Consider the following 25,425-nt stretch of genomic DNA (forward strand, 5'->3'; position numbering starts at 1 on the left):
GTTAGTCTTGGTACTTCTTTGATGGCCAGAAGAAGGTCTTCTTGGCCATAAACGCCAGTGCCGGCACAATCACGGTACGTACCAACAGGGTGTCCAAAAGCACACCGATACAAACAATCACACCGATTTGGGCCAGCGCCACAAGCGGCAGAACACCCAAAACTGCGAATACCGCTGCGAGCAGGATACCCGCACTGGTGATGACGCCACCGGTTGAGCTAAGCGCCTTAATCATGCCCTGCTTGGTTCCAAGGTGTTCGGCCTCTTCCTTTGCTCGGGTTACCAAGAAGATGTTGTAGTCAACACCAAGGGCAACCAAGAACAAGAAGCTGTAAAGGAACACGCTCAGGTCTAGGGCAGGGAATCCAAAAACGTTGACGAACAGGAACCAGCCGGCGCCCATCGATGCAAAGAATGATGCAACTACGGTGACCAGCAGGAGCACCGGCGCCACGATTGCGCGGAGCAAAAGAACCAGCACCAAGAAGACCAGCAGCAAGATCAGCGGAATCACAATTAGCTGGTCGTGGGCGTATGCCTCTTTGACCTCAAGGGCCTGGGCATCTTGGCCACCGACGGCAGCGTCGGCACCATCAACGGTGCCCACAGCTTCGCGAAGCGCAACGATTGATGCGTTGGCTTCCTCAGATTGTGCTGCTCCGTCAAGAATTACGTCGATGCGCGCAATTGAGTCGTTTGAAGCTGTGACCTCTGCCGAAGCAACGCCATCAACGGTCAGAGCCGCTGCAACAACACTGTCAGCTTTGTCGAGGTTGCTGACCACGATGGTTGGCGAGGTTGAACCTGCCGGGAACGCCTCGGCCAAAACCTCAGAACCCACCACAGCCTCAGGAGTCTTCAAGAAACGGTCTGAGCTAGAAAGACCAACCTGAATTCCGCCAGCACCGGCGGCAAGGGCTCCAAGAATCAAAACACCGATTACAGAAACTGCCACCGGCTTCTTGCTAACCCCACGACCCAACTTGGCCCAAAGACCTGAGTCGCTCTTGTTCACGCCACCAAACTTTGGAACGAATGGCCAGAACAAACCGCGGCCAAAGACAACCAGTGCCGCTGGCAAGACTGCCAGTGCAGAGATCATGGCAATGACCACACCGGTGGCACACACGATTCCGAGTGCTCGGTTACCAGCAAGGTCGGCAAAGGTGAGGGTAAGAAGTGCGAGGGTTACTGTTCCACCCGATGCAATGATCGCTGGGCCAGCGCCGCGCAGGGCCTTGGCCATGGCTTCGTGACGGTCTTGGATGCCGAGCAGTTCTTCTCGGTAGCGAGCGATCAGCAATAGTGCGTAGTTTGTGCCCGCACCAAACACGAGCACGGAGAGAATTCCGGTAACCGATGCATCAGGGGTGATGCCAAACAGGTTGGCCACCTGACGAGCCAACTGACCCGCCATGCCATCTGCGGTGCCCACTACCAAAAGCGGAATCAACCAAAGCACTGGGCTGCGGTAGGTGATTAGAAGCAAGACCGCAACAACCACAACGGTTGAAAGCAACAGCGTAAAGTCAGCACCGGCAAATACTCCGGCGATGTCCGCCTGGAAACCCTCAGGCCCAGTTACATAAACATCGATTCCCGCGGGAGCACCGTCATCGGCAATCTCACGCAATTCGGCGACTCGGTCAGTGATTACCTCGGTCTCGTCTGACTTTTCTAGCGGAACTGTTACCACGGCCACCTTGCCGTCTTCGGAAATCTGAGCCGGTGGCACAAACGCAGCACCATTCAACTCAGCGTTAGTGAACTCCAAGAACTTTTCGTTTACGCCACCGGTTGGCATGCCGGCCATCGGGTCAAAAGTGCCCTGCAACCAGGTAATTGCTTCTTCTGAAAATTCTGAATCAGAGGCATAGACAATGACAGCTGCGGTGGAGTCTGAACCGGGCAGGTCAGCCAGCTTTTCATCAACGATTACTGATTCTGCAGTTGCCGGCAAACCAACGCCCGGGTTGGTTTCAGTAGTGGCAGCCCTGAGTGGGCCAAAGGCCAACGCTGCAAAAATTAGGCCTAGCAGCAGGGTTACCCAAGCTGTTTTGCGGCCGGTGATGAAACTGATTAAACCGTTCATGATTGGTTCCCCTTTAAGTTTTTGTAATTCTGCTTGGTGCCGGTTTGCAGTGCTACTCGGCTAGACCAAGCTGTTCTGCGAGCTCAAGAATTCGATCGATGATGTCGTCTCGAATGAGTCGCGCACGTTCATCTCCCTTGATTCCCTGTTCTGCAGGCTCAACAATTGGCCATACCTCAACATTCCCCTTCATGGTTGGGGTAGGTGCAACCTTCGCTTCGGTTCCCAGAACAATTACTCGGTCAACCGACTCGAATAGTTGTGGGTCAATAGTTTTTGGGTGTTCATCTCCGGTCGAAATGCCGATTTCGGAGAGCATGGCAACTGCATCGGCAGCCAGCTGCTCACCGGGCGCGGTGCCGGCAGAATAAACGTCTACGTCTTCACCACCGATGTGCCGCATCAGGGCTGCTGCAGTTTGGGACTTGCCCGCGTTGTGAACGCAAACAAACATTACCGATGGTTTCAAATTTGACACTTTGTCTCTTCTCATTGGGCAGAACTTCCAGCCACGTTTTCAGACTAGTCCTTGCCTCTAAAACTGAAAAACCCACCATCGCTGGTGGGCTCTTCAAAAACTACTTGGGTGACTAAAACTTCTGGTCAATCTCAGCAATTAGCTCTTCGATGTGCGCACGAATCTTGTCGCGAATCGGACGAACCGCTTCAACGCCCTGACCGGCTGGGTCATCGAGCACCCAGTCAAGGTAAGTCTTACCAGGGAAGAACGGGCAGGTGTCGCCACAGCCCATGGTGATTACATAATCTGAAGCCTTCACAGCTTCATCGCTCAATACCTTTGGGGTGTTGGTGCTGATGTCGATGCCTTCTTCAAGCATTGCTGCAACGGCCGATGGGTTTACTTCATTCTTCGGAGCTGTTCCGGCTGAACGAACCTCGACTCGGTCACCGGCAAGTGCCTGTAGGTAACCTGCGGCCATCTGTGAACGGCCAGCGTTGTGAACACAAACAAATAGGACGGATGCTTTTTTATCTGACAACTCGAACTCTTTTCTCTTTTATCGCAGTTCAAGTTTTACACTCTTGGGTCAGTAATAAAACCGAGTTTGCCAGTTGTTCACCCGCAAATTTAGTGGGTCGGAATCCGATCGCGATCGTTGGTGACAACGCTGAATCCGTGTGGCATAGGTCGGCCGCTGGCATCAAGCCCAACAAACACAATGTGGTCCACGGTCAAGATGTTTTTTTGGGTAATCATGTTGCGAACCTCGGCACGCATGGTGATTGATGTGTTGCCAAACTTTGTGGCGATCAGACCCATTTCGATTAGGTCACCTTCGATGGCCGAGGCCAAGAAATTAATCTCAGAGATGATTTTGGTAACAACTCGGCGGTTGCCTAATTGCAAGATTGCGTAAATCGTGGCTTCTTCATCAATCCACTTCAGCAAACTGCCACCAAATAGGGTGCCGTTGGCATTCAGGTCTTCGGGCCTAACCCATTTACGGGTGGTGAATTCAATCTGTGACATCTGCGCCGCTCTCTAGTCTCCATCGACTAGGTGTTTGTCTTAACAAACATTTCAACACAGATTGCCGTTTCACGCCACCGGCTGGGCGAAAGGGTGGCGAATATTGCGCTAGATGACGCCCATGGATAGAGAGGCGATAACAATGGCAGCAATTGCGACCACTACCGTAAGCCGGCTATTGCTGGCCGAGACAGACTTGAGTTTTTGTTCGAGTTCCGGATTCCTGGTCACTAGGTCGCCATTCTCAATCCGCGAGATTAGCGATTCCAAACGCTGAGGTAGCCCGACCATTGCGGTTACGGTTGCCAGGATTTGCCGACCTGCGGCACCCGCAGTGCGGCGACCAGCACCGTTGATTAGCGCCCGGGCAAACGGGTCTACCGCATCCCACATGTTGAAGTCACGGTTGAGTGCGCTGGTTACTCCCGAAATCAGCGAGATGCTGCGGAACAGCAGCAGAAAGTTCTCTGGCATTTGGAATGGCAGTGTCCGCAGGATTTCGTTGAACTTGAAGGCAAAGGCACGGATTTCGCGAGGGTCAGTTTTGGTTAGGTCAGCCACCCCTAGGCCGGCAAAGCGCTCGAACAGTGCTGAGACTGCTCGCTCAAGCTGAACGGTATCGGCACTCGGCAAAAGAATGCCTAGCTTTTGGATGGCCTGTACATATGCCCTAGCGTCGCGTGCCACAACCGCAAACAGAAGGGTTTGGAGATCCTGCTTGAGGGCCTCGCTCACCTCACCCATCATGCCGAAGTCAATAAAGGTCAGCGTAAACGGAACCGGAGAATCCGGCCCGGCGGGGGTCACAAAAATGTTGCCTGGATGCGGGTCTGCGTGAAAAAAGCCAGTCACAAACATTTGCTGAAATGTGACTCTGGCCAATTCGGCGGCTACCTGGTTTGGATCGATTCCAACCGCCTCAAGCGCATCAACATCAGAAATCTTGATTGCTGAGACATCACTCAGCACCAGCACCTTTCGGGCTGAGCGCTCCCAAATGACAGTCGGTGTCGAGACCCAGGGGTCATTTGAAAAATCTTGGGCAAAGTGTTCGAGGTGCTGGGCCTCAACTCGATAGTCGATTTCTTGCAGGCAAGTAAATGCAAATTCCTCGACCAGCGCAGGTGCGTCTGCCCGCCGGTAAACCAAGCGGATTTTTGAGAGCCAGGTACCGACTTTTCTAATGGCTTTTAGGTCAACCTCAACGACCTCTTCAATGCCGGGCCTAAGTACCTTGACGATAACGTTCTCAAAGCCCAGGTCGGCAGCAAGTCCGGCCGACAGGGTGGCACGATATGCCTGCCCGAGCGAGGCGGCGGCGATTGGCTCAGTTGAAAATTCTTGGAATGCGCTGGCCAGCGGCAAACCCAATTGGCTTTCAATTTGCCTAACCACCGATTCAAACGGTTCGGGCGCAACCTCGTCTTGCAACCCCTCCAGCTCACGAGTGATCTCAACCGGTAAAACATCGATGCGGGCCGAGAGAAACTGCCCAGCCTTGATGACCAAGCCACCCAAATCTGCGGCCAATTCTCTGAATCTTCTTGCCAGACGCTGAAGCCGGCGAGTGCGACTGGCCGCCACATACTTTTTCAGACCAAACTTTGGCAGGAACAATTCAAACCACCAGGTCTGAACCAGCGCCAAGGCGGCAAATCTAAGAATTCGTCGATACCTGCGCTTGAGCGAGTGAGATGTCGCTGCCCGCGCTTGGGCATCCGAAAGGTGAGGCTCCATTGACTAGTCTTCGGCCAGAATTTTGTATAGCTTTCGGGTAACTTCATCAACCAGTTCGGTGGCACGCATTTTTTGATTGCGATCACCACTTTGAGCAATACCCGATACTGCATTCGCAAACTTGGCTGAAGCAGTCAGGATGTTGTTGCTGCAGTCAGACGCACCTGAGTGGCGCTGGGTTGTCTCGGTCTCAGATGCCTCATTTTCCGACGAGTCGGTAGCTTGATCGAGGCTGGCCAGGTGAGCCGAACCCGACTCGGTAAGCCTAAAGACCTTGCGATCTTCAAATAGCTCTGACTCAACCAAAGAACGCTCCAGGAGCGAATCAAGCTCCAGCGAGACGGTGCCATCAGAAGGCTTTAAAGTTTTGCCGCTGGCAACACCAATTGCCCGAACAATCTGGGCTAAGTTTTTGTCACCCGAAGCAAGGGCCGCAAGGATGGAGTTTTGCAGGGCCTCAGGGGCCACTTTGACGGGTGTGTCTTTTGTGCCAAATCCGGTGCTGTTGTTCGAAATCATCTGCTTGACCGAATCAAAAATGTCGCGAAGTTCAGAGGGTAGCTGAGGGTTTTGCACTTTTCCGCCTATCCATCAAAAGCACGCAAATTCTTGCGCACTATCCTCAAGCAAAAGGCGGCAGCAATTCATCCCAATAATTTATTGAAAGAGTGCAAGTAAGTCGGCAACGTTGGCCTTCTCATTCAAAGGGTGCCTCATCGGAATCTGGCCGTTCACCAGGTAGGTGTTATTTCTACCCACCTTTTCTTTCACAACGTAGCCAGCAGCCACTAAGTCGTTCAATATTCCGGCGGTGGCTCGCGAGGTTATGCCTACCTTGGCCGCGATTTGATCAATGGTTAGGTCCGGTGTTTGCACAAGCGCCACGAGAACGTGCCCATGGTGGGTGAGAAAGGTCCAATTAGCCATAGTTCTATTGTCTATCGAGATTCCTTCTCAACTTCAATTTGCTTCGAACGGGTTGCCCGGAAACTTGCCGCAATTGCAATGAACAAGATAAGAACAATTACGCCCAATGAAATCGGGGTTGGAATCTTGACGAAGTCATGTAGAGCCATCTTGATACCCACCCATATGAGAACAAAAGCCAATCCGACTTTGAGGTAAATGAACCTGTGCATGGAGTCTGCCAGCAGAAAGTACATGGCTCGGAGCCCAAGAATCGCGAACGCATTTGCCGAGAAAACTAGGAACGGTTCGGAAGTAACGGCAAAAATTGCCGGAATTGAGTCGACGGCAAAGACTATGTCGGTGAACTCGACCAAGACCAAGACCATAAGTAGCGGGGTGGCTACGAGCTTGCCATTTACCCGGATAGCCAACTTTTGACCATGATACTCGGTGGTCGAAGGCACAACCCTTGAGAACCAACGGTAAAAAGCTGACTTGGAAGGATCTTCATGTTCTGCGCGTTTTCTGAGCATCTGGATTCCGGTGAATACCAAGAAGGCAGCAAACAGATAAAGCACCCAGGCAAAACTCTCGAGTATCGCGGCACCGGCTGCAATAAACAGCCCGCGGAAGACAAGTGCGCCAAGGACTCCGAGGAACAGAACGCGGTGCTGGTATTTTTTGGGGATCGCAAAACTGGCAAAAATAATTGCCCAGATAAATACGTTGTCGACGGCCAGCGACTTTTCAATCAGAAGTCCCGCAAAGTATTGCTGGCCATACTCGGCTCCGAAGCCGACCCAGATTGCCACACCAAAGAGCACTCCGATAACGACCCAGAACAGTGACCAGAGCCCCGCCTCTTTGACCTTAATTTCGTGAGCGTGGCGGTGTGCAAATAGGTCTACCAACAGCATTGCAATGATGAGCCCAACAACCGAAAGCCACATCCATAGTTCGACATTCATGGCCGCCCCGTTCTTAAGTTGAAAAGTAATTACTGAATAGTTTTTCTTGTATTCTATTTCTTGTCAAATTTTCTCAAGGAAAGAAATACATGCCGCAAACGCTCGAACTTGCCCTAGCCAACCTCTCTTCCCCGCCTGTTCTGGCCTTTGTGCTTGGGCTTTTGGTAGTTGCCATGCGCAGCCAACTTTCGATTCCAAAGCAAATTTTTGACTTCATTTCGATTTATCTGTTGCTAGCCATTGGCCTCAAAGGCGGGGTGGCGCTAAGGACAGCTCCACTCGACGAGATCGTTTTGCCCCTGCTCCTTTCGGTTTCGCTCGGCATCGCACTCCCGCTAGTGGCGTTCGTGGTTCTGCGGCGGATAACCCGCCTAAGCCAGATGAATCGGGGCGCCTTGGCTGCGCACTACGGATCGACCTCGCTGGTTACTTTTACAGCCGGCCTAGTTTTTATCGAACAAGCCGGTTTGACCTTTGAAGGATTCTTGCCCTCGTTGCTTGCGGTCATGGAAGTGCCGGGCTTGGTTGTCGGAATTCTTCTGGCCAAAAAATGGAGTGAGTCACATTCCCTGAAACCCCTAATGCACGAGGTGTTCACCGGCAAGTCGATCGTGCTGCTGGTTGGCGGAATCGCTCTGGGTGCTATTACCGGTGCTACCGGCTTCGAAAAGGTTGAGCCGTTTTTCGGCAGCCTGTTTTCTGGAATGCTGACGATTTTTCTGCTGCAGCTCGGAATTCAAGCAGGCCAAAGCATTCGGGAGGCAAAGACAATCGACATCGGGCTGGTTGCCTTTGCCGTGCTGTTTCCGTTTGTGGCCGGATCGATCGGTGTTTTTGCAGCACAGGCAATCGGCATGAGCCAGGGTGGATCGATTGCTTTTGGACTGCTTTGCGGCAGCGCCTCATACATCGCCGCACCAGCGGCAGTAAAACTATCGCTGCCATCGGCAAATCCTGGCTACTTTATTACCGCGGCCCTAGGAATTACCTTTCCGGTAAACCTATTGCTAGGAATACCGTTCTTGGCATGGCTGGCGGCAGTTATCAGTTAGCCAGCCAGTGAATCTAGCGCGCCGTTGAAAGTGGCTGACGGACGCATTGCGGCTGTTACCTGATCAATGTTCTGAAGGTAGTAACCAACGATGTCAACCGGCTCACCCTGAACCGCAAGCAGCTCCGCAACAATCTGGTCTTCTGAGTCAGTAAGGGTTGTGGCTAGTGCACCAAACGCCTCAGCTAGCTGCTGGTCGACGGTCTGCTTAGCTAGCTCCTGAGCCCAGTAGAGGGCCAAGTAGAAGTGGCTTCCGCGGTTGTCGATAGTTCCAATCTTGCGACCTGGCGAACGGTCTTCTTCTAGGAAGGTTCCGGTTGCGCGGTCGAGAGTGTCAGCCAGTACCTGAGCCTTACTGTTGCCCGTTGTGGTGGCCAAGTGCTCGAGAGATGCAGCCAGCGCAAAGAACTCGCCAAGTGAATCCCAACGCAGGTAGTTCTCTTCAAGGAACTGCTGAACGTGCTTTGGTGCCGAGCCGCCCGCGCCGGTTTCGAAAAGTCCTCCACCATTTAGAAGCGGAACAATTGACAACATCTTGGCGCTGGTACCAACCTCAAGGATTGGGAACAAATCGGTGTTGTAGTCACGCAGAACGTTGCCAGTGACTGAGATGGTGTCCAATCCCTCACGAATTCGAGCCAGCGAGTACTTGGTTGCCTCGGCCGGAGCCATGATCTTGATGGTCAAACCTTTGGTGTCGTGGTCTGCAAGGTACTGGTTCACCTTCACAATTAGGTTGGCATCGTGAGCACGAGCTTCATCTAGCCAAAAGATTGCCGGAACCTTAGATGCGCGGGCGCGAGTAACAGCAAGCTTCACCCAGTCACGAACCGGTTCGTCCTTGGTCTGGGTGGCACGCCAGATGTCGCCACCGGCAACATCGTGCGAAATCAGAACTTCACCGGCAGCGTTAACTACCTCGACTCGACCTGCTGATTGAATCTCGAATGTCTTGTCGTGGCTTCCGTATTCTTCTGCGGCTTGCGCCATCAATCCAACGTTTGGCACTGAGCCAATAGTTGCCGGGTCAAGCGGGCCATTTTCGATGACGTCTTCGATAGTTGCCTGGTAGACGCCCGCGTAAGAAGAGTCTGGAATCACGGCAAGAGTCTCGTCTTCAGAGCCGTCAATGCCCCAAAGCTTTCCTCCGTTGCGAATCAGCGCCGGCATAGACGCATCAACGATCACGTCTGATGGCACGTGCAGGTTGGTGATGCCCTTGTCGCTGTTTACGTAGCTGAGTCGAGGGCCCTTGGCCAATGCGGCTTCAAAATCGGCTGCAATCTGGTCGCCACCGGCAACGTTTACCAGCCCGGCCAGGATTGAACCAAGGCCATCGTTTGCGCTCAGGCCGGCCGCCGCGAGGGCAGCTCCGTGCTTCTCAAAAACCTCGGCGAAGAACGCCTTAACCGCGTGACCAAACAGGATTGGGTCGCTGACCTTCATCATGGTTGCTTTTAGGTGGAGTGAATAAAGTACGTTGTCTGCCTTAGCCTGCTCGAGGGTCTCGGCAAGAAATTCGTCGAGTGCAGCAGCATTCATAAAGGTTGCATCGATGATCTCGCCCTCAAGAACTTTTAGCCCCTTCTTCAGGTCAGTTACGGTTCCGTCGGCAGCGATGTGGCGAATGTCTAGAGTGTCAGCCTTTGCGAGCACAACTGACTTTTCATTTGAGAAAAAGTCATCGTGGCCCATAGTTGCGACGCGAGTTTTTGAACCAGCGGCAAAAGGCTTGTTCACATGCGGGTGCTTGCGAGCATAAGCCTTGACCGAGAGTGGAGCGCGGCGGTCGCTGTTACCTTCGCGAAGCACCGGGTTGACCGCACTTCCCTTGACCTTGTCATAGCGGCTGCGGGCATCGCGCTCTGCATCGGTGGTTGGTTCGTCTACATAGTCTGGAATGTTGAACCCAAGGGCCTGCAACTCTGCAATCGCAGCCTTGAGCTGAGGAATCGACGCCGAGATGTTTGGAAGCTTAATGATGTTTGCTTCAGGAGTCTTTGCAAGTGCGCCGAGCTCAGCCAGAGCGTCAGCGACGCGCTGACCTTCTGGAAGGTGGTCGGCAAAATTGGCCAGGATACGACCAGCAAGTGAAATGTCTCGAGTTTCAATGTTAACGTTTGCCGCAGCAGCGTAGGCCTGAACAATCGGCAGAAGCGAGGCGGTTGCTAGGGCAGGAGCCTCATCGGTATATGTGTAGTAAATAGTCGATTCGTTCACGATGGAATGCTCCAGTTCTCAGAGATAGCAGCTAACTTCTCTAGACTACCCGTTGCCTTGCTGCGCCACAGGGTCCCCAAAAGTAAAAAAGACCCAACAGGCTTTCGCTTGTTGGGTCTTTTTTATAACCACAAACGCAAAAAACGCCCCGTTGGGGGCGTTTTTCGTCTGTGGCTAGTGAGGGATTCGAACCCCCGAAGGCTGAGCCGGCTACTTTTTTCGCCCTGATAGCCAGGAGAAGAGAATTACGGCGGTGCCTGCAATAAGCATTATCGAAATCTCGAGCGGCATCAGACTCTGACCCCCTTTGACTGACTCCATGCCATCACTAGGTTTGGAACCAAAATCACGGATCCGAGGATGGCCCATATCACTGCATTCACTTGTCCAAATGTGAGCGAGAACTCGTAGTAATCGACTGAGTCGATGCTCACGTAATCCATAGAGATAACAAAGATCATCAACCCGACCGCCAGCGCAGAAACTAATGCTGCCAAAATTCGAAATGAGTGGAGGTATGTGCGGTCTCGATGTTTCAACTGGAGTTCATCCAAATATTCATCCGGGGCGTCGGCCACTAGACGGACCGAGATTCGAAGCAGCCACCAAATCAGAAAGATTGGAATTACACCTAGTATTCCGATTCCGGGCTTTATAAAGTCTTCGAACCAGAACAGGGCTGGAGCGCCGAAGATGCTGGCGACACCGAGGACAACAAGAATTTTTTGAGCCCGCGCGGTGCGAATTACATCCCACTTGGTGTCATGCATAACGGCATCGATATTTTTTGCTACCTTCTTTGATTTTGGATCAGAAGCCATTCCATAGAGTTGTGCGATTGTTCCTTGCTCCGGATGCGATTTCATGTAGAAGTACCAAAGCGGAGTTTCCAAAATCACGATCAGAATGAGCGTGAATATGAACCAGTTAGTTTTGAAGAAAAGCAGGTTGAACTCGATGCCTGAGTTGAAGTAGATAGCACCAACTGCACCGATAGTCAGTAGACCCAAGGTGGCGTCCATCCAGCGAAGACCAGTTACAGACTTAGCTCGCGGATAAATCAAGAGGTAACCAACCGCCATGAAGCCAAGGACGATTGAGATTGTGATTAGCTCGTTCATTTGGATTCCTCATCCAGCCAGAAAATCTCTTCGACTCTGACTTTCAAAATCGCCGCGATGCGCAAAGCCAACACGAGGGAAGGCGAATACTCACCGCGTTCGATGTAACCGATGGTTTGATAGTGAACTTCGACCTGGTCGGCGAGCTCTTGCCGACTCAGGCCTGAAAGGGCTCGAGCCTCTTCAAGGCGGTTGGCCACCCGCTCTTCTTCGGCCTTTGATTTTCTACCCATGTATGTAGCATAAATGCTATGTAGTAATAATGCAACAAAGGGAACCAATAAATAAAAAAACCCCACTCGTGGAGGAGTGGGGTTTAGTGGCTAGTGAGGGATTCGAACCCCCGAAGGCTGAGCCGGCTGATTTACAGTCAGATCCCTTTGGCCGCTTGGGTAACTAGCCAGATGCACCTTCGGCTGCCTGTAATCAGCCAGACGAACGTGCCTGCTTAGTTTAGCCCAATTCTCGGCACGTGGGAAATCGATGATTCAGTTTGCAAGGGGCCCCAGCATCTGACAATCTTTACCTAACAATTTACATTTTTTCCATTTTTTACAGAAGGTTGACATGGCTGGCATCGAAGACGTTGCAAAACTTGCAGGAGTTTCAACTGCTACCGTCTCGCGCGCACTAACCGGCAAGGCGCATGTTTCTGAAAAGACTCGTCAAAAGGTGGAGGCAGCCGCGGCAGAGCTGGGCTACGTAGCCTCTCACTCGGCCTACACGCTCGCAACCGGGCGCAACCGCAACATCGGTGTAATCATGCCCTACGTTGACCGCTGGTTCTTCTCGACCATGCTCGAGTCGATGGGATCAACCCTGATTGAGCACGGCTACGACCTGACCCTATACAACCTGAGCGGCGGAAAGATTCAGCGCGAGAAGATCTTCAAGGACTTCTTGGGCCGCAAGCGCGTGGACGCCTTGATCTTGGTGGCAGTGAATCCGACCGCTGATGAGCTTGAAATCTTGAACCGCCTGCAACGCCCAGTTTTGGGCATCGGTGGCCCGATTGAAGGCGCTAGAAGCCTGGCCATGGATGACTTCAACGCGGGCAAGCTGGCCACCGAACACCTGATTTCTTTGGGTCACCGCAAAATTGCCAACCTTGGTGGCTACAGCGGATCTGACCTTGAGTTCAACCAGCCAAACACCCGAACCCTTGGCCACCTATCGGCTTTGGAAGACGCGGGCATAACTCAGATTCCAGCTTGGAAAATGGAATGTGACTACACCATTCCGGGCGCATTCTTTAGAACCAAACAATTACTTGGAGACCCCCACAACGCGCCAACAGCCATCTTCTGCAACTCAGACGAGATGGCAATCGGTGCGATTATGGCAGTAAAGGACCTTGGTCTTCGGGTCCCGCAGGATATTTCCATTGTGGGCATCGACAACCACGACCTATCGGAGTTCTTTGGGCTGAGCACCGTAAACCAGCGTGTTCGTGAACAGGCTAAAGAGGCCACGGTTTGGCTACTTGAACTTCTGAACCAAGCTGATGATGATGCCCGCGAGAATCGCTCCGAGGCTGTCGAATGGCCAGTCTCGCTGATGGTGCGCTCGAGCACCGCACGCCCTGCAACCGAGGCTTAGGCGCGCGATGGCCCTGCCCTCGGTAAACTGAGGTTATGGCTGACTCAACATTCGACATCGTAAGCAAAGTAGACAAGCAAGAAGCAAACAACGCTCTCATGCAGGCGCAGAAAGAGATTGAATCGCGCTACGACTTTAAGGGCGTAGGTGCAGAAATCGACTGGAGCGGCGAGAAGATTCTGATGAAGGCTTCTAGCGAGGAGCGCGTCAAGGCTGTTCTTGACGTTTTTCAGTCCAAGCTAGTCAAGCGTGGAATCTCACTAAAGAGCTTTGTTGACGGCAAGCCTTACCCATCGGGCAAGGAATACCGCATCGAGGGCGAGCTGAAGAATGGCATCGACCAAGAGCAGGCCAAGAAGATCTCGAAGATTATTCGCGAAGAAGGCCCTAAGAGCGTCAAGTCACAGATTCAGGGAGATGAACTTCGCGTTCAGTCAAAGAGCCGCGATGACCTCCAGGCCACCATGGCCCTCCTCAAGGGCAAAGACCTCGACATCGATGTGCAGTTTCAGAATTTCCGTTAGGAGTTCTGAAACCATAAGCACTGAAGAATTTTAGATAGACGTTCTAAAAAAGCCCCAGATCTCCGGGGCTTTTTTAGTTTTCGATGATTGAGATCGGGCCGGTAGGCGGGAACGCCATTGCCACGGCGTCTGCGCGCTTTGCACGCTTTGCAACCACGTGAGCGATGAAGCCGGCGGCCAGCATCAGTGCTGTTGGGAAAATGAACGCAGCCACAATGTTTACGTTCTGAGCTAGCGCACCCATGAAAATCTTGGCGCCCATAATGATGATGGAGTTGACCAAGCTCATGCGAGCCATTGCCTGGGCGGTGGTTAGGCCCTTCACAAATCCAGCACCGGTGAAGAACGAAGGCACCATCGGTGCTAGACCAAGACCGGTTGCGCCCCAAAGAACTGAGAGCGCGACCAACGCCAGAATCTGATCTACTTGGGCAAGCAGAGGGCCGAGCAGCACACCAAGACCCAGAGTGACGCTGCCAAAAATGCCGCCCCACTTTGAAAGCTCACTGATGTGGAAGCGCTTGGTCAGCCTGCCGATTGAGAGGCGACCAACGATCATTGCGCCCGAGAAAATTGTGTACGGAATTGCACCCAGGCCGGCGTTTAGACCCATGGCCTCTTGGGCAAAGACTGCGCTCCAGTCCATCATGCAGAGCTCCGGAAATACACCGGTGAAAAGGCCTGCGGTCAGCAGCCAAACCTGCGGTGGCGACTTGAAGAAAGGAATCCGCTTTTCGGACTTCTTTTCATTCGCGTGGCCAATTTCTTCAGTGGTGAGCATCTTGCTGGTGGTCCAGAAAAACGCGATCGCCGAAAGCAACGGAACGATGGTCAGGTGGAGCCAAAGCGGCATGAAACCGGCAAAAACACCAGCCACGGCAGCAGATGCGGTGGCACCGATGCTCCATGAGGCGTGGAACCGGCCAATCACAACACGGTTTAGCAGCTTCTGCAAAACAACCGACTGGGCATTGAGGGCAATACCCATCACGCTGCCGCAAAAACCGCTGACTACCTGCACTGTAAAGAACAGCCACGGGTTAGTAATCCATGGCAGGGTCATCATGAGCGTCGATACAGCAAGGCTGCCGATCAAGACCATTCGGCGGGCGCCGTAACGAACAATAAACCGGTTGGCCATGGTCAGACCGATAAGTGAACCGAGGCCTGCCAAACCAATGATCAAACCCCAAACGGTGAAGGTCACGTTTAGGTTGTCGATCAGCTCTGGAATGCGCGGAATCTGGGTGGTGCTAATTACACCCTGAAAGAAGAAAGTTGCGTTGGTTGCCTGTTGAGCAACTTTGCCGCGTGCGTTGGTGAGCCCCATGTTAGTTATTGCGTTCTACTACTGCCTGAGCAAATTGCTCAAGCGCTGACTTCACCGAACCGTTCGGCAGCGGTGCCAAGGCATCGATGGCCTCATCAGCCCAACGCTTTGCCTCGAGATAAGAAAGTTCGGCGACCTCATGGTTGCGCAAACGAACCAGAGCTTCGGCCAACTTTGCATCATCTTCAAGACCTGAGTCAATAAATTCAATTAGCTCCGACGCAACGGCATCTCCGGCAGCAGCAGCCTTGCGCAGCAAAAGCACCGGCAAAGTCGGCACGCCGGCACGAAGATCGGTGCCCGGAGTTTTGCCCGATGGCCCGGCTTCAGAGATATCAATTACGTCATCAATCAGCTGAAATGCCACACCGATTTTCTCTCCGAAAACACGCATCGGCTCTTCGTATTCCGCTGGCGCACCAGAGAGCATGATACCCAGGCGCGCAGACGCAGAAATCAAAGATCCGGTCTTATCGGCCATCACCTGGATGTAATGCGCGGTGGCGTCTTCAGCTTCACCTGGACCGATGGTCTCGTGAAGTTGACCTAGACACAGGCGCTCAAAAGTATCGGCCTGGAGGGTCAACGATGCCTGGCCGAGGTGCGAACCCACCTGAGAGGCCCGAGCAAACAGGAGGTCTCCGGTCAAAATAGCAACCGAATTACCCCAAACCATTTGCGCGGTTGGAACACCGCGACGAGTCGGGGCATCGTCCATTACGTCATCGTGGTACAAAGTTGCTAGGTGCGTAAGCTCAACTACAACGGCCGCATCAAGTACATCCTGTTTGGTGGCATCGCCAAGTTGAGCCGCAAGCAAAACCAAGGTTGGGCGCACACGTTTGCCACCGGCTTCAACCAGGTGTCGTGCCGAAGCGCCAGCAATTTTGTCGGCATGCGCAGTTGCTGCCAACAGGCCATCTTCGACCAGCTCGAGGCCAGACTCAAGAGACTTCAGTAGCGCGCGGTCAGCTACTTTACGAAGTTGCTTGGGTAGAGAAATACGGCTCACTGGTCGGCTTTCTTTGCTGCAGGTTTGCGGGTAGCTGGTTTGCGAGTTGCCGGCTTGGCGGCTTTGGTGGTTTTGGTCTTTTTTGCCGCTGGCTTGAAACCGCGGTGAACCGCAACAATTCCAAAGGTTAGGTTTCGGTAGGCAACGTTTTCATAGCCCGCCGCAGAAACCATTAGCCCCAAATCGCGCTGGTTTGGCCAAGCCAAAATTGACTCAGATAGGTACCCGTATGCTTCTGGCGCCTTGGTCGAGATGGCTGAGAACGCAGGCAAAACCCGCTTGAGGTAAAACTCGTAGAGCGGGCGCAAAATCGGGTTTGGCACCTTAGAGAATTCACAAATTACGATTCGGCCGCCCGGCTTGGTAACTCGGTACATCTCAGCCAGAGCCTGCTTAACGTCAACTACGTTGCGCAATCCAAAAGAAATAGTTACCGCGTCAAACTCGGCTTCTTTGAAAGGCAGGTTGGTGGCATCTGCAAACACAAATTCAATCTCTGGGTGACGCTTGCGACCAACAGCCAACATGCCCTCAGAAAAGTCTCCGGCAACTACGGTTACGCCTTCGTCCAAAAAAGCCACCGATGATGCGCCGGTGCCGGCAGCCAGATCGAGAATTTTCTGGCCACTCTGCGGAAAGACTGATTCGCGAACCACTGAACGCCAGCGACGGTCTTGACCAAAAGACAACAGTGAGTTGGTTAGGTCATAGGTCGGGGCCACAACGTCAAACATTGCGGCTACTTCGGCAGGCTTTTTGGCCAAATCTGCTTTGCTCACAGGTCAATCCTACCCACGCTAATTGGCGCTAAATTATGCCGGAATGCCGGCAACACCTAAGGGCTAATCCGATTCGCCGTAGAAATAGTCCTCAGATTTATTCTTTCGGGCACGCACTGCTCTAGTCGTTGCCACAGCACCGAGGGCAATCGCTCCCGCGCCCATCGCAACTAGGCCAACCTGAGCTTTTTCGAAGAACTCGGCAGCTGGTGATTCGTGGCGGCGCGACATGTTTTCAAGATCAATGGTCTGACCCAATTCAGGCTGTTCGGTCAGGTCTGCTGTCTCAGATTGCACCTGAAAACCACCATCAACTTTGGGCTTCACCAAAAGCGGCGGCAACTCAAGCGCATCTGCGCTGCCAAATCTGGTGCGCAGTTCATTCAACTCAGATGTGGTGAATGCCAAACTCTCGTCAATCACCGTATCCGGGTCATCGACTACCTTTGGGCGCTTTGGCTTTACTGGGCGAACGCCGTAACCCTTTTCGGATTCCTGCTCGTCCTCGTCGACTTCGTCCTCAGATTCAACATCTTCATCCTCAGCCTCGTCCTCTTCTTCGTCTTCGCTAGCGGTGCTGAAGGAGGCGGCGTTTGGGTTATCGCCAGTCGGTACAGCCGGATCAGCAAATGCGGCCTGAGGTGCAACAATGCCGGCAATGACTAGAAACCCAGAGAGCATGATGGCAAGCAACTTAGGCTTACGCATTCTTACCCTCCTTAACGGGCTTAGGATTTTTGAGACGGTGTATTCCAAAGATACCCAGCGCCAACGTGGCATTCCAGCCCATTCAGCAGGTTCACAGATAACGCTCAGCATAGAAAGGCCGGCATGAAACTTATAGTTTCGACCGTCGAGCTTGCCAATGCCCCGCAGAATCTTTTGGCCCAACTTCCCGAAAATCCACTCACTTTTATACGCGAAAATGGCGGCATCGTTGGCTTTGGCCAGAGCGCCAAGCTCGTTGCAGCAACCGGCAAAAACCGATTCGAGGATTTGTCGTTGCAGTGGAAGGCCCTGGTTGCTGAGGCAACCATCACCGACCCGATGCAAATTCCGGGTACCGGCCTGGTGGCCTTTGGCTCATTTGCGTTCTCTGACAACAGTGAAACCCCGAGTGTTTTGATCGTTCCGCGCATGGTTTTGGGTTTGCGCGATGGCCGCGGCTGGCTTACCAGCATCGCAGTTGCAGGCGAGGCCGACGGCAACCTAAGTACCGCAGATAGCAATGACGAACTGATCTGGCCAACACCAACCAGCTACTCACCAAACGAGCCGATTGCCTTTGTGTCTGGCGCGGTATCGGCCGAGAAGTTCAAGAGTTCGGTGGCTCAAGCAGTTGAAAGTATTGCTGCTCACAAACTCGAAAAAGTAGTTTTGGCGCGCGACTTGGTTGCCAAACTTCCTTCGGCTTTTGACATTCGTCCGGCACTGGTTCGGCTGGCCGAAAGCTATCCAACCTGCTGGGTGTATTCGGTAGACGGAACCTTCGGGGCGTCTCCAGAATTATTGGTCCGGGTTTCGCACGGCCAAGTGTCGGCTCGCGTACTTGCCGGAACCGCCGGCCGCGGAACCGACCCTGGCGTTGACCAGGCCATTGCGGCAGCCTTGGCCAGCTCGGAGAAAAACAAAAACGAGCATGCCTTCGCTGTGAACTCACTCGTGGCATCGCTCTCGCCTTTTTGCGAGCGGGTCGATGCTGATGCAAAGCCGTTCAGTTTGGCTTTGCCAAACCTTTGGCACCTAGCCAGCGATGTTCACGGCGTTCTGCGCGCAGAGGCATCGGTGTTGGATTTGGCAGCAGCACTGCACCCAACAGCCGCGGTAGCCGGAACCCCGACCGACATCGCGCGCGAAGTGATTGATGAGCTTGAGGGCACCGATCGAGGCCGTTATGCCGGACCGGTTGGTTGGATTGGTGCGGATGGCGACGGCGAGTGGGCAATTGCGCTTCGTGGAGCACAGATTTCTGGACGTCAGATTCGCGCATTTGCTGGCTGCGGAATTGTGGCGGCATCAGACCCGGTAGCCGAGTTGGCAGAGACTGAACTCAAGTTCCGACCAATTCGCGAGGCACTCGCCTAGGCAATTTATGCCAGGCGGACGTCCACCAGGACTCGGCCGGTTTTAGTAAGGGCGGCATCGAGTTGCCCAAGATTTTCAACCCGCTCGTAAGCCCAACCGTAGGCCTGAGCCAAGTGCCACAGGTCAACCTGTTGAGGAGTGGTGAACAGTCGATCAAAAGTTTCGGTGTCGAGAGTTTTTGCCATTTCCAAGCCACCGAATATGCTGCCGCCGTGGTCATTGCCAACAATAACTTGAATGTTCAAGTCACCATCGCGCGGATCGATGTTTAGTGATCCCGCATCGTGCAAGAGCGTTAGGTCGCCTAGCAGCACTCGGGTTGTCCCCTCACGCTCAACCAAAGCAATACCAACACCGGTTGCCACCGTGCCATCGATGCCGGCAAGACCGCGGTTTGAAAATACCCGGATGGCCTTAGCGGGAGCATGCGCATCTGCCTCACGAATCAACCTCGAGGCACCAAGCAACAACTGGTCAGCCCCTTCGGTTACTCGCCAAACCGCTTGAATTAGCGCTCGGCGATCAAGGGAATCGGTGTTGGTCTCAACGACGGCGATGTGCTCGTGGTCGGCCCGGCGCCAGGCTTCAAGCCATTCAAAATCAACTTCATCGTCAACGGTGATTTCATCGATGGTGTGCGCGGCCCGCCGACTGACATCAAAGTGGCCCATTGTCTTGCTGCGAACAACAACAACCTCGATGTCTTGGTTATAGAGCAGGCGAATTGCAGCCCGGCCGAGGGTTGGCTTGCCGAAAACAATTACGCGACCAATTTGGCTGGCCAGGTCGGCGTTTTGCTCAAGCAAATTGCGGTATCCCAGGATGGCGTTCGCGCCCATTCGTGCGCCAGAAGATGGCTCGGCAAACAAAGGCCAGCCAAATGCTTCGGCAAGTTCAACTGCGTCTGAACCGGCTCCGGCTCCGGCCATAACCACAGTTGGGCGCTTGGCCGAAAGCATGGCAAATTCCGGGTGCGGTTCAAAAATATTTGGCAGTTCAATTCTCGGATTTAGCTCTGCGGCATTTGGTTCGACGGCCGAAAGCGGTTCGCGGAACGCCAGGTTCAGTTGCACCGGGCCGGGCTGGTCGCCGTCGTAACCCATGGCCACGGCGATGGCGTTAGTTGCCAGGGTGGCGGCCTCGCGAATCTCGCCGTCGTGGCCATTCGGTGCCGGCACATCAACACACTCACGAACAGCGTCGCCAAAGATTCCGATTTGATTAGTGGTCTGGTTTGCACCAACACCGCGTAGCTCGTGCGGGCGGTCTGCGGTCAACAGAATCAGTGGAACACCCGAGTGGCTTGCTTCAAGCACGGCCGGGTGCAGGTTGGCTACTGCTGTTCCAGACGTTGTAATCAGCACCGATGGCTCGCCGCTGATTAGCGCAGAACCAAGTGCAGTGAAGCCCATTGAGCGCTCGTCGAGGCGAACGTGAAGTTTGATTTTGCCAGCTGCGGCAAGCTGGCCAGCTGCTATTGCCAATGCCTGCGAACGAGCCCCCGGAGCCAAAAAGAAATTTTGAACGCCAGCCTTGGCCAGCGCAGCAAGAAGATGCGCGGCAAAAACCTGCGCTGGTGAACTACTGGTCACGCTTGTCGCTCGGGTCAGAGTCTTTGTCGTCTTGCGGGTCGATTGGAGCTTCTGGCTCAGCCGAACCGGCCTCAGGGGACGCCGGGGCATCCTGGTCTTTGAGCTTCTTGGCCAGGTCGCGCAAAAACTGCGGGTCGTCATCTGGCGCTGTGGTTTTGTACTTTGGGGCACGCTTCTTTTCGAGCACGCGACTAATTGCGTAGGTGGCACCGAAAATAATCAAGATGCCCGCAGCAACTGCAACAAAAACCAACCACTTCATGATTTAACTCTAACCACCTTGAAACTTAGACTTATTCCATGAAGAACCCATGGATCCTTTACATCACCATTCGCGTCGGCCTATTTGCCGTACTACTTGCCATCATGCTGATGGTTGGCTTTGACCCATTCTTCTCAGCTTTGATTGCTGCCGTTGTTTCACTGGCCATTTCACTGATTTTCTTCAACAAGCAGCGAAATGCGGTTTCTGAAGCCATCTACAAGTCAATCGATAACCGCCGCAAAAATGTTGGCGACAAAGATGCAGATTCTGAGGATTCAGCCTCTAGCCGTTAATGGCAGCCAGCCCCTGCGCAAATAGCGCGGCGTAGGCAAGTGCAGCAAAGCTGGTTAGCTTTAGGACCAAAATTTGCTCACGCGGAGTCTTGGCCGCAAGTGCAATAACCGTGGCCGGCACCACCAAAAATAGCGTTGCCCAGGCAAAGAATGTTGCCGGGTAGAGAAACGGGAACGGCGCCAAAATAAGCATTGGCAGCCAGAGCATCACAACAAACAGCGCCTTGGCCCACTTGGCGCCCACCTTGACCGCAAGGGTTCTCTTGCCCACTTCGGCATCGGTGTTTATGTCACGGATGTTGTTGATCATGAGCACCGCCGAGGCAAAGAAACCTAGCGCGATGCCGCCAAATAGCGAGTTGAGATCAAACGAGCCGATCTGAATGTAGGCGGTGCCATAGGTTGCCACCAGACCAAAGAACACAAAGACAGCAAGCTCGCCGAGCCCGGCGTAACCGTATGGGCTCTTGCCACCGGTGTAAAACCAGGCTGCCAAAATTGACACCGCTCCGACCGGCAAGAACCACCAGTGCTGGGTCATGACAACAATCACTAGGCCTGCGATGCCAGCAATACCGAAGAATGCAAATGCCGCATTTTTTACAGCGCTCGGCCGCACTGAATTTGACCCGGTTAGGCGCAGTGGCCCAACGCGGTTGGCATCTGTGCCGCGAATTCCATCTGAGTAGTCATTGGCGTAGTTGACGCCAATCTGCAGGCTGAGTGAGACCGTTAGCGCTAGCAAGGAGAGCGATAGGTTGAACTTGCCGGCCGCATCTGCAGCGCCCATACCAATCAGCACCGGAGCGATCGCCAGAGGCAGAGTCCGCAGGCGTGCGCCAGCAATCCACAGTTTTAGTGAGTCTGAGCGCTTTGACTTGGCGGCTGTTTTGCCGGTTTTCTTTTGCTGGGCCATTAGTTCTCCTCAAAGAGCTGCTTGATTGCTAGAAGGTCATTTTTGCCGTTTGGCAGTAGCGGAATTTTGTCTACCCGGAGGATTCGAATCGGTCTGCCGGCTGGCCCGAGGTCATCGGCCAAGGCTGTGGCCACCTCATCGGCAACCTCGGGGCTGCCGGTGAACACGATGCCAACCCTCTGCCCCCACTCAACGTCGTCAATTGCCGTGGCTGCCAGCCCTGTTACACCGACTACCTGCTGGGCTAGTTGCTCGACTCGATCCAATGAAATCTTGATGCCGCCCGAATTAATAACCCGGTCCATTCTTCCGATGATTTCTAGGCGGCCATCGGCATAAACCACGCCCTCATCGTTGGTCCAGTAAAAGCCATTTTCGTCAGTCGCCACCTCAGCCAACATAGGCCCCTTAACCCCGATGCGCCCAGCGTTGGTTGCGAGCTCTACCCCGGCTAAAGGTTGACCGTTGTAGACGCAGCCGCCACAGGTTTCGGTCATGCCGTAGGTGATTACCAGGTTCACGCCCAGGTCGGTCATCTTGGCGACAACTTCATCTTGGGGCGCTTGGCCGCCGACCAAAATGGCGTCGAATTTTCTAAGCTGCGAGAGCAAGTACTGGTCTTGCTCGACGGCTTTTGCCAAACGCGCCAACTGGGTCGGCACCAGTGAGGTGTATCGACGGTCACCGGTCATAAAACTGGCTGAACGACTGAAGGCTTCTGGCGTAAACGGCACCGATGTATTCATCAGCACCGGTTGGGTACCAGCCAAAACTGACCGAGTTAGAACATTCAAACCAGCGATGTAGTTGATCGGGAGCGCCAACAGCCATTGAGCGGTGCCCTCGAATGAACCGAGCGCCAAGGCCGAGGAGTTTGCGCTGGAAATCAGAGCTTCGCGTGAAATTTGGATTCGCTTTGGTTGCCCAGTTGAGCCTGAACTTTCAACGATCAGAGCAATGCGGTCATCAACCTCTTCAGGCAGCCCGTGGGTTTCGGGCATTTTTCCGTTGACCTCGGGTGCGGTTACAAAAAGTGCGTGCTTGCCATCCAAAACATCAGTCAGCGCAACGAGCGCACCAAAGGCGTCGTTAGCTGCGATCAGTTTTAGTGGATGCATTTATTTCTGTTTTTTATGCCGTTTAGAAGTGCCAAGGATACGGAGACCAGTCTGGCTCGCGCTTTTGCAGGAACGAGTCGCGGCCTTCAACTGCCTCATCGGTGCCATAGGCCAAGCGAGTTGCCTCGCCGGCAAACAGTTGCTGACCAGCAATGCCGTCGTCAACTGCGTTGAATGCAAACTTGAGCATGCGAATGGACTGCGGTGATTTTCTAAGAATTTCCGTTGCCCACTCGACTCCGACCTTTTCAAGATCAGCATGCGGTACTACCGCGTTCACGACGCCCATTTCATACGCGCGCTGAGCGTTGTACTCGGCACCCAAGAAAAAGATTTCGCGGGCAAATTTTTGACCGGTTTGACGCGCCAAATAGGCACTGCCGTAACCGGCATCAAAAGAACCAACGTCGGCATCGGTTTGCTTAAATCGGGCGTGCTCGGCACTGGCCAAAGATAGGTCGGCAACCACGTTTAGCGAATGACCGCCACCAGCGGCCCAACCAGGCACCAGGGCAATAACCACCTTTGGCATAAAACGGATTAGGCGCTGAACTTCAAGAATGTGAAGGCGGCCATTTCGACCAGCATCGATAGTTTCGGCAGTTTCACCCTCGGCATACTTATAGCCGTCGCGGCCGCGAACGCGCTGGTCGCCGCCTGAGCTAAAAGCCCAACCGCCGTCTTTGGCTGATGGTCCGTTGCCGGTTAGGAGCACTACGCCAACGCGCGAATCCATACGTGCGTGGTCGAGGGTGCGGTGCAGCTCATCTACGGTTTTTGGTCGGAAAGCGTTGCGAACCTCAGGGCGGTTAAATGCAACGCGCACGATGCCCAAGGTCATGTGCTTGTGATAGGTGACGTCTTCGAGGTTCTCGAAGCCTGGCACCTCGTGCCAAATGGTTGGGTCGAAGATTTCTGAAACCTTTGAGTTCATGTCTAAAGCCTAACTTGAGGTGCTGCGCGGTAGCAGCCATCCCAATTTGTCCACAAAACATCGAGACCAGTTCAGAGCAATTACCTAATTAGGTAATTTTTGGGAATGCAAGAATGGTTTCTCGATACAGATGAAGACCAAAGGTCGTGGCCTGCCAGGCCATTACTACCGCACTTTCTCAGCAGCCCTGATCTTTGATGCACGCATGCAATTGGGGCTCAATCAAAAACAATTTGCTGAGCTTGTTGGGGTGCCACCGTCAGTGATAAATCGACTTGAAAACGGGCGCCGGGACCCGAATTCGGGCACACTGCTCTCGATTCTTTATCGCGCAGGTTTTTTCGTTGAGGCAAAAGTAATCAGAAATTACCTAATTAGGTAATCGGCGTCTTGCAGCAACTTGAAGCATCGGTCAAGCCGATCGATCCACCAGTCAATTCGGTGGTCCTCAGCCTCAAAAATATCGAGCTTGGCCTCATCCACCTCGACCCGTCGGACATCGATAAACCCATCCACCGGCAGCAACGGTTGGCGCGTGACGTCGCCGGCCAACAAGGCCGCCGTGCCCAATCCGCAATCAAAATCCAGATTCGGCAAAGCAGCAGCAAGGTAAGCCCCCATCGAGAGCCCCACCGAGGTATCCAACGCACTTGAAACCACAACCGGCAAACCCGCCTCTGCCGCAATATTCAGCGCCCGACCAACTCCACCCAAAGGGGCGGCCTTCAAAACCAGAATGTCCGCCGCACCCGCAGCAACAACTGCCATTGGGTCAGTAACTTTTCGAACGGACTCATCGGCAGCGATCAAAACTCCAAGGGCGTTAACTTCGCGACGCAATTCAGCCAGCTCAGCAATTGAAGCAACCGGCTGCTCCAAGTAATCCAGCGGGACTCCGTTTTCAACCATGGCACACGCCAGAGCAACTGCCTCGGCTACCGAGTATCCCCCGTTAGCGTCCAGGCGAATTCGAGCATCGGGGTAATTTTGCCTAGCCGCCCAAATGCGCTGAAGGTCTTGATTGAGGTCTTGACCGCTCTGAGCCACCTTGATTTTGACGGTTCGAAAAGCACCAAATTTCGAGAGCACGGACACAACTTGGTCAGGCGCAACGGCCGGAAGCGTGGCGTTTACCGGGATTCGATCGCGAAGCACCGGCGGCAACTGGCCATAAGCAAATTCAATCGCCGCAGCCAACCAAACAGCTGCCTCAGCGTCGTGGTACTCAACAAAAGGCGACCACTCGGCCCAACCGTTAGGCCCCTCAAACAGCAACGCCTCGCGCTCGGTTAGCCCACGAAACGAGGTTCGCAGCGGCAAAGCCACCACGCGCGCCGAAGAAAGAATTTCTATTAGCGGTGGCAGATTAGACGCGCTGGAGGTCATCG

26 protein-coding genes and 1 tRNA gene are annotated in these 25,425 nt (G+C 53.7%); 5 read left to right on the top strand and 22 right to left on the bottom strand.

The window, feature by feature from the left end:
- Position 1: 1 nt before the first annotated feature.
- The 8 genes from OO731_RS05775 to OO731_RS05810 all read right to left on the bottom strand — a co-directional run bounded on the left by OO731_RS05775 (position 2) and on the right by OO731_RS05810 (position 7,198).
- Positions 2 to 2,092, bottom strand: coding sequence for an MMPL family transporter (locus OO731_RS05775; RefSeq protein ID WP_264889999.1), 2,091 nt, complete (start codon positions 2,090 to 2,092; stop codon positions 2 to 4).
- A 52-nt stretch (positions 2,093 to 2,144) separates the two neighbouring features.
- Positions 2,145 to 2,570: a low molecular weight phosphatase family protein gene (locus OO731_RS05780; RefSeq protein ID WP_264890000.1), complete on the bottom strand. Its 426-nt coding sequence runs from the start codon at positions 2,568 to 2,570 to the stop codon at positions 2,145 to 2,147.
- Between the two features lie 112 nt (positions 2,571 to 2,682).
- On the bottom strand, positions 2,683 to 3,093 hold the full coding sequence (locus OO731_RS05785) for an arsenate reductase ArsC (RefSeq protein WP_264890001.1): 411 nt from the start codon (positions 3,091 to 3,093) through the stop codon (positions 2,683 to 2,685).
- 89 nt (positions 3,094 to 3,182) lie between these two features.
- On the bottom strand, positions 3,183 to 3,584 hold the full coding sequence (locus OO731_RS05790; RefSeq protein WP_264890002.1) for a hotdog domain-containing protein: 402 nt from the start codon (positions 3,582 to 3,584) through the stop codon (positions 3,183 to 3,185).
- A gap of 108 nt (positions 3,585 to 3,692) precedes the next feature.
- Positions 3,693 to 5,321: an AarF/UbiB family protein gene (locus tag OO731_RS05795; RefSeq protein ID WP_264890003.1), complete on the bottom strand. Its 1,629-nt coding sequence runs from the start codon at positions 5,319 to 5,321 to the stop codon at positions 3,693 to 3,695.
- A 3-nt stretch (positions 5,322 to 5,324) separates the two neighbouring features.
- Positions 5,325 to 5,897 (bottom strand): PadR family transcriptional regulator, encoded by a 573-nt coding sequence (locus OO731_RS05800; protein WP_264890004.1) that lies wholly within the window; start codon positions 5,895 to 5,897, stop codon positions 5,325 to 5,327.
- 81 nt (positions 5,898 to 5,978) lie between these two features.
- Complete coding sequence (locus OO731_RS05805) at positions 5,979 to 6,248, bottom strand: helix-turn-helix domain-containing protein (RefSeq protein ID WP_264890005.1); 270 nt, start codon at positions 6,246 to 6,248, stop codon at positions 5,979 to 5,981.
- Between the two features lie 11 nt (positions 6,249 to 6,259).
- Positions 6,260 to 7,198 (bottom strand): TerC family protein, encoded by a 939-nt coding sequence (locus OO731_RS05810; RefSeq protein ID WP_264890006.1) that lies wholly within the window; start codon positions 7,196 to 7,198, stop codon positions 6,260 to 6,262.
- 89 nt (positions 7,199 to 7,287) lie between these two features.
- On the opposite strand from OO731_RS05810, the gene OO731_RS05815 reads away from it, so the two are divergent.
- Complete coding sequence (locus tag OO731_RS05815; RefSeq protein ID WP_264890007.1) at positions 7,288 to 8,250, top strand: sodium-dependent bicarbonate transport family permease; 963 nt, start codon at positions 7,288 to 7,290, stop codon at positions 8,248 to 8,250.
- On the opposite strand, the gene OO731_RS05820 is transcribed toward OO731_RS05815, so the two are convergent.
- The 4 genes from OO731_RS05820 to OO731_RS05835 all read right to left on the bottom strand — a co-directional run bounded on the left by OO731_RS05820 (position 8,247) and on the right by OO731_RS05835 (position 11,992).
- Positions 8,247 to 10,469, bottom strand: a complete 2,223-nt coding sequence (locus OO731_RS05820) for an NADP-dependent isocitrate dehydrogenase (protein ID WP_264890008.1) — start codon at positions 10,467 to 10,469, stop codon at positions 8,247 to 8,249. The genes OO731_RS05815 and OO731_RS05820 overlap by 4 nt on opposite strands.
- A 290-nt stretch (positions 10,470 to 10,759) precedes the next feature.
- The gene (locus tag OO731_RS05825; protein WP_264890009.1) at positions 10,760 to 11,590 is read right to left on the bottom strand and encodes a hypothetical protein; all 831 of its coding nucleotides are present in this window, start codon (positions 11,588 to 11,590) and stop codon (positions 10,760 to 10,762) included.
- The gene (locus tag OO731_RS05830; protein ID WP_264890010.1) at positions 11,587 to 11,823 is read right to left on the bottom strand and encodes a helix-turn-helix transcriptional regulator; all 237 of its coding nucleotides are present in this window, start codon (positions 11,821 to 11,823) and stop codon (positions 11,587 to 11,589) included. Before OO731_RS05830 ends, OO731_RS05825 begins: the two co-directional genes overlap by 4 nt.
- A gap of 87 nt (positions 11,824 to 11,910) precedes the next feature.
- A tRNA-Tyr gene (locus OO731_RS05835) sits at positions 11,911 to 11,992 on the bottom strand.
- Between the two features lie 165 nt (positions 11,993 to 12,157).
- Here OO731_RS05835 and OO731_RS05840 point away from each other — a divergent pair.
- Together OO731_RS05840 and OO731_RS05845 are read left to right on the top strand one after the other, a co-directional pair.
- Entirely contained in the window at positions 12,158 to 13,189 is a 1,032-nt protein-coding gene (locus tag OO731_RS05840; RefSeq protein ID WP_264890011.1) for a LacI family DNA-binding transcriptional regulator, read from the top strand.
- Between the two features lie 35 nt (positions 13,190 to 13,224).
- Positions 13,225 to 13,713, top strand: coding sequence for a YajQ family cyclic di-GMP-binding protein (locus OO731_RS05845; protein WP_264890012.1), 489 nt, complete (start codon positions 13,225 to 13,227; stop codon positions 13,711 to 13,713).
- A 73-nt stretch (positions 13,714 to 13,786) separates the two neighbouring features.
- Here OO731_RS05845 and OO731_RS05850 read toward each other — a convergent pair whose 3' ends face one another.
- From OO731_RS05850 to OO731_RS05865, 4 genes are all read right to left on the bottom strand, one after another.
- Positions 13,787 to 15,043, bottom strand: coding sequence for an MFS transporter (locus OO731_RS05850; protein ID WP_264890013.1), 1,257 nt, complete (start codon positions 15,041 to 15,043; stop codon positions 13,787 to 13,789).
- A gap of 1 nt (position 15,044) precedes the next feature.
- Positions 15,045 to 16,001, bottom strand: coding sequence for a polyprenyl synthetase family protein (locus OO731_RS05855; protein WP_264890677.1), 957 nt, complete (start codon positions 15,999 to 16,001; stop codon positions 15,045 to 15,047).
- A 50-nt stretch (positions 16,002 to 16,051) separates the two neighbouring features.
- Positions 16,052 to 16,834 carry a class I SAM-dependent methyltransferase gene (locus tag OO731_RS05860; protein ID WP_264890014.1) on the bottom strand — a complete coding sequence of 261 codons (783 nt, stop codon included), beginning with the start codon at positions 16,832 to 16,834 and terminating at the stop codon, positions 16,052 to 16,054.
- Positions 16,835 to 16,897: 63 nt separating this feature from the next.
- Positions 16,898 to 17,542: a hypothetical protein gene (locus OO731_RS05865; protein WP_264890015.1), complete on the bottom strand. Its 645-nt coding sequence runs from the start codon at positions 17,540 to 17,542 to the stop codon at positions 16,898 to 16,900.
- A gap of 123 nt (positions 17,543 to 17,665) precedes the next feature.
- Here OO731_RS05865 and OO731_RS05870 point away from each other — a divergent pair, with 123 nt between their 5' ends.
- Positions 17,666 to 18,919, top strand: a complete 1,254-nt coding sequence (locus OO731_RS05870; RefSeq protein ID WP_264890016.1) for an isochorismate synthase — start codon at positions 17,666 to 17,668, stop codon at positions 18,917 to 18,919.
- Positions 18,920 to 18,924: 5 nt separating this feature from the next.
- On the opposite strand, the gene menD is transcribed toward OO731_RS05870, so the two are convergent.
- Together menD and OO731_RS05880 are read right to left on the bottom strand one after the other, a co-directional pair.
- Positions 18,925 to 20,511 carry a 2-succinyl-5-enolpyruvyl-6-hydroxy-3-cyclohexene-1-carboxylic-acid synthase gene (gene menD / locus OO731_RS05875; protein ID WP_264890017.1) on the bottom strand — a complete coding sequence of 529 codons (1,587 nt, stop codon included), beginning with the start codon at positions 20,509 to 20,511 and terminating at the stop codon, positions 18,925 to 18,927.
- Complete coding sequence (locus tag OO731_RS05880; protein ID WP_264890018.1) at positions 20,501 to 20,773, bottom strand: hypothetical protein; 273 nt, start codon at positions 20,771 to 20,773, stop codon at positions 20,501 to 20,503. The genes menD and OO731_RS05880 overlap by 11 nt, the downstream gene beginning before the upstream one ends.
- A 38-nt stretch (positions 20,774 to 20,811) precedes the next feature.
- On the opposite strand from OO731_RS05880, the gene OO731_RS05885 reads away from it, so the two are divergent.
- Positions 20,812 to 21,069, top strand: coding sequence for a DUF4229 domain-containing protein (locus OO731_RS05885; RefSeq protein WP_264890019.1), 258 nt, complete (start codon positions 20,812 to 20,814; stop codon positions 21,067 to 21,069).
- Here the strand turns inward: OO731_RS05885 and OO731_RS05890 are convergent.
- The 4 genes from OO731_RS05890 to OO731_RS05905 all read right to left on the bottom strand — a co-directional run bounded on the left by OO731_RS05890 (position 21,059) and on the right by OO731_RS05905 (position 25,423).
- A complete protein-coding gene (locus OO731_RS05890) occupies positions 21,059 to 21,985 on the bottom strand; it encodes a 1,4-dihydroxy-2-naphthoate polyprenyltransferase (RefSeq protein WP_264890020.1) in 927 nt (308 codons plus the stop codon). The two genes, OO731_RS05885 and OO731_RS05890, sit on opposite strands and share 11 nt — an antisense overlap.
- Positions 21,985 to 23,103 (bottom strand): AMP-binding protein, encoded by a 1,119-nt coding sequence (locus OO731_RS05895; protein ID WP_264890021.1) that lies wholly within the window; start codon positions 23,101 to 23,103, stop codon positions 21,985 to 21,987. Before OO731_RS05895 ends, OO731_RS05890 begins: the two co-directional genes overlap by 1 nt.
- Positions 23,104 to 23,125: 22 nt before the next feature.
- Entirely contained in the window at positions 23,126 to 24,037 is a 912-nt protein-coding gene (locus OO731_RS05900; protein WP_264890022.1) for a 1,4-dihydroxy-2-naphthoyl-CoA synthase, read from the bottom strand.
- A 366-nt stretch (positions 24,038 to 24,403) separates the two neighbouring features.
- Positions 24,404 to 25,423 (bottom strand): o-succinylbenzoate synthase, encoded by a 1,020-nt coding sequence (locus OO731_RS05905; RefSeq protein ID WP_264890023.1) that lies wholly within the window; start codon positions 25,421 to 25,423, stop codon positions 24,404 to 24,406.
- Between the last annotated feature and the right edge of the window lie 2 nt (positions 25,424 to 25,425).

It is taken from the genome of Rhodoluna sp. KAS3, assembly GCF_026000575.1.
Lineage (GTDB): Bacteria > Actinomycetota > Actinomycetes > Actinomycetales > Microbacteriaceae > Rhodoluna.

What these genes read in the sequence shown, in the direction of transcription:
- OO731_RS05775 (WP_264889999.1), bottom strand. Translation starts at nt 2,092, where the DNA reads ATGAACGGTTTAATCAGTTTCATCACCGGCCGCAAAACAGCTTGGGTA.
- OO731_RS05790 (WP_264890002.1), bottom strand. Translation starts at nt 3,584, where the DNA reads ATGTCACAGATTGAATTCACCACCCGTAAATGGGTTAGGCCCGAAGAC.
- OO731_RS05795 (WP_264890003.1), bottom strand. Translation starts at nt 5,321, where the DNA reads ATGGAGCCTCACCTTTCGGATGCCCAAGCGCGGGCAGCGACATCTCAC.
- OO731_RS05805 (WP_264890005.1), bottom strand. Translation starts at nt 6,248, where the DNA reads ATGGCTAATTGGACCTTTCTCACCCACCATGGGCACGTTCTCGTGGCG.
- OO731_RS05810 (WP_264890006.1), bottom strand. Translation starts at nt 7,198, where the DNA reads ATGAATGTCGAACTATGGATGTGGCTTTCGGTTGTTGGGCTCATCATT.
- OO731_RS05815 (WP_264890007.1), top strand. Translation starts at nt 7,288, where the DNA reads ATGCCGCAAACGCTCGAACTTGCCCTAGCCAACCTCTCTTCCCCGCCT.
- OO731_RS05825 (WP_264890009.1), bottom strand. Translation starts at nt 11,590, where the DNA reads ATGAACGAGCTAATCACAATCTCAATCGTCCTTGGCTTCATGGCGGTT.
- OO731_RS05830 (WP_264890010.1), bottom strand. Translation starts at nt 11,823, where the DNA reads ATGGGTAGAAAATCAAAGGCCGAAGAAGAGCGGGTGGCCAACCGCCTT.
- OO731_RS05840 (WP_264890011.1), top strand. Translation starts at nt 12,158, where the DNA reads ATGGCTGGCATCGAAGACGTTGCAAAACTTGCAGGAGTTTCAACTGCT.
- OO731_RS05845 (WP_264890012.1), top strand. Translation starts at nt 13,225, where the DNA reads ATGGCTGACTCAACATTCGACATCGTAAGCAAAGTAGACAAGCAAGAA.
- OO731_RS05850 (WP_264890013.1), bottom strand. Translation starts at nt 15,043, where the DNA reads ATGGGGCTCACCAACGCACGCGGCAAAGTTGCTCAACAGGCAACCAAC.
- OO731_RS05865 (WP_264890015.1), bottom strand. Translation starts at nt 17,542, where the DNA reads ATGCGTAAGCCTAAGTTGCTTGCCATCATGCTCTCTGGGTTTCTAGTC.
- OO731_RS05870 (WP_264890016.1), top strand. Translation starts at nt 17,666, where the DNA reads ATGAAACTTATAGTTTCGACCGTCGAGCTTGCCAATGCCCCGCAGAAT.
- OO731_RS05880 (WP_264890018.1), bottom strand. Translation starts at nt 20,773, where the DNA reads ATGAAGTGGTTGGTTTTTGTTGCAGTTGCTGCGGGCATCTTGATTATT.
- OO731_RS05885 (WP_264890019.1), top strand. Translation starts at nt 20,812, where the DNA reads ATGAAGAACCCATGGATCCTTTACATCACCATTCGCGTCGGCCTATTT.
- OO731_RS05890 (WP_264890020.1), bottom strand. Translation starts at nt 21,985, where the DNA reads ATGGCCCAGCAAAAGAAAACCGGCAAAACAGCCGCCAAGTCAAAGCGC.
- OO731_RS05895 (WP_264890021.1), bottom strand. Translation starts at nt 23,103, where the DNA reads ATGCATCCACTAAAACTGATCGCAGCTAACGACGCCTTTGGTGCGCTC.
- OO731_RS05900 (WP_264890022.1), bottom strand. Translation starts at nt 24,037, where the DNA reads ATGAACTCAAAGGTTTCAGAAATCTTCGACCCAACCATTTGGCACGAG.
- OO731_RS05905 (WP_264890023.1), bottom strand. Translation starts at nt 25,423, where the DNA reads ATGACCTCCAGCGCGTCTAATCTGCCACCGCTAATAGAAATTCTTTCT.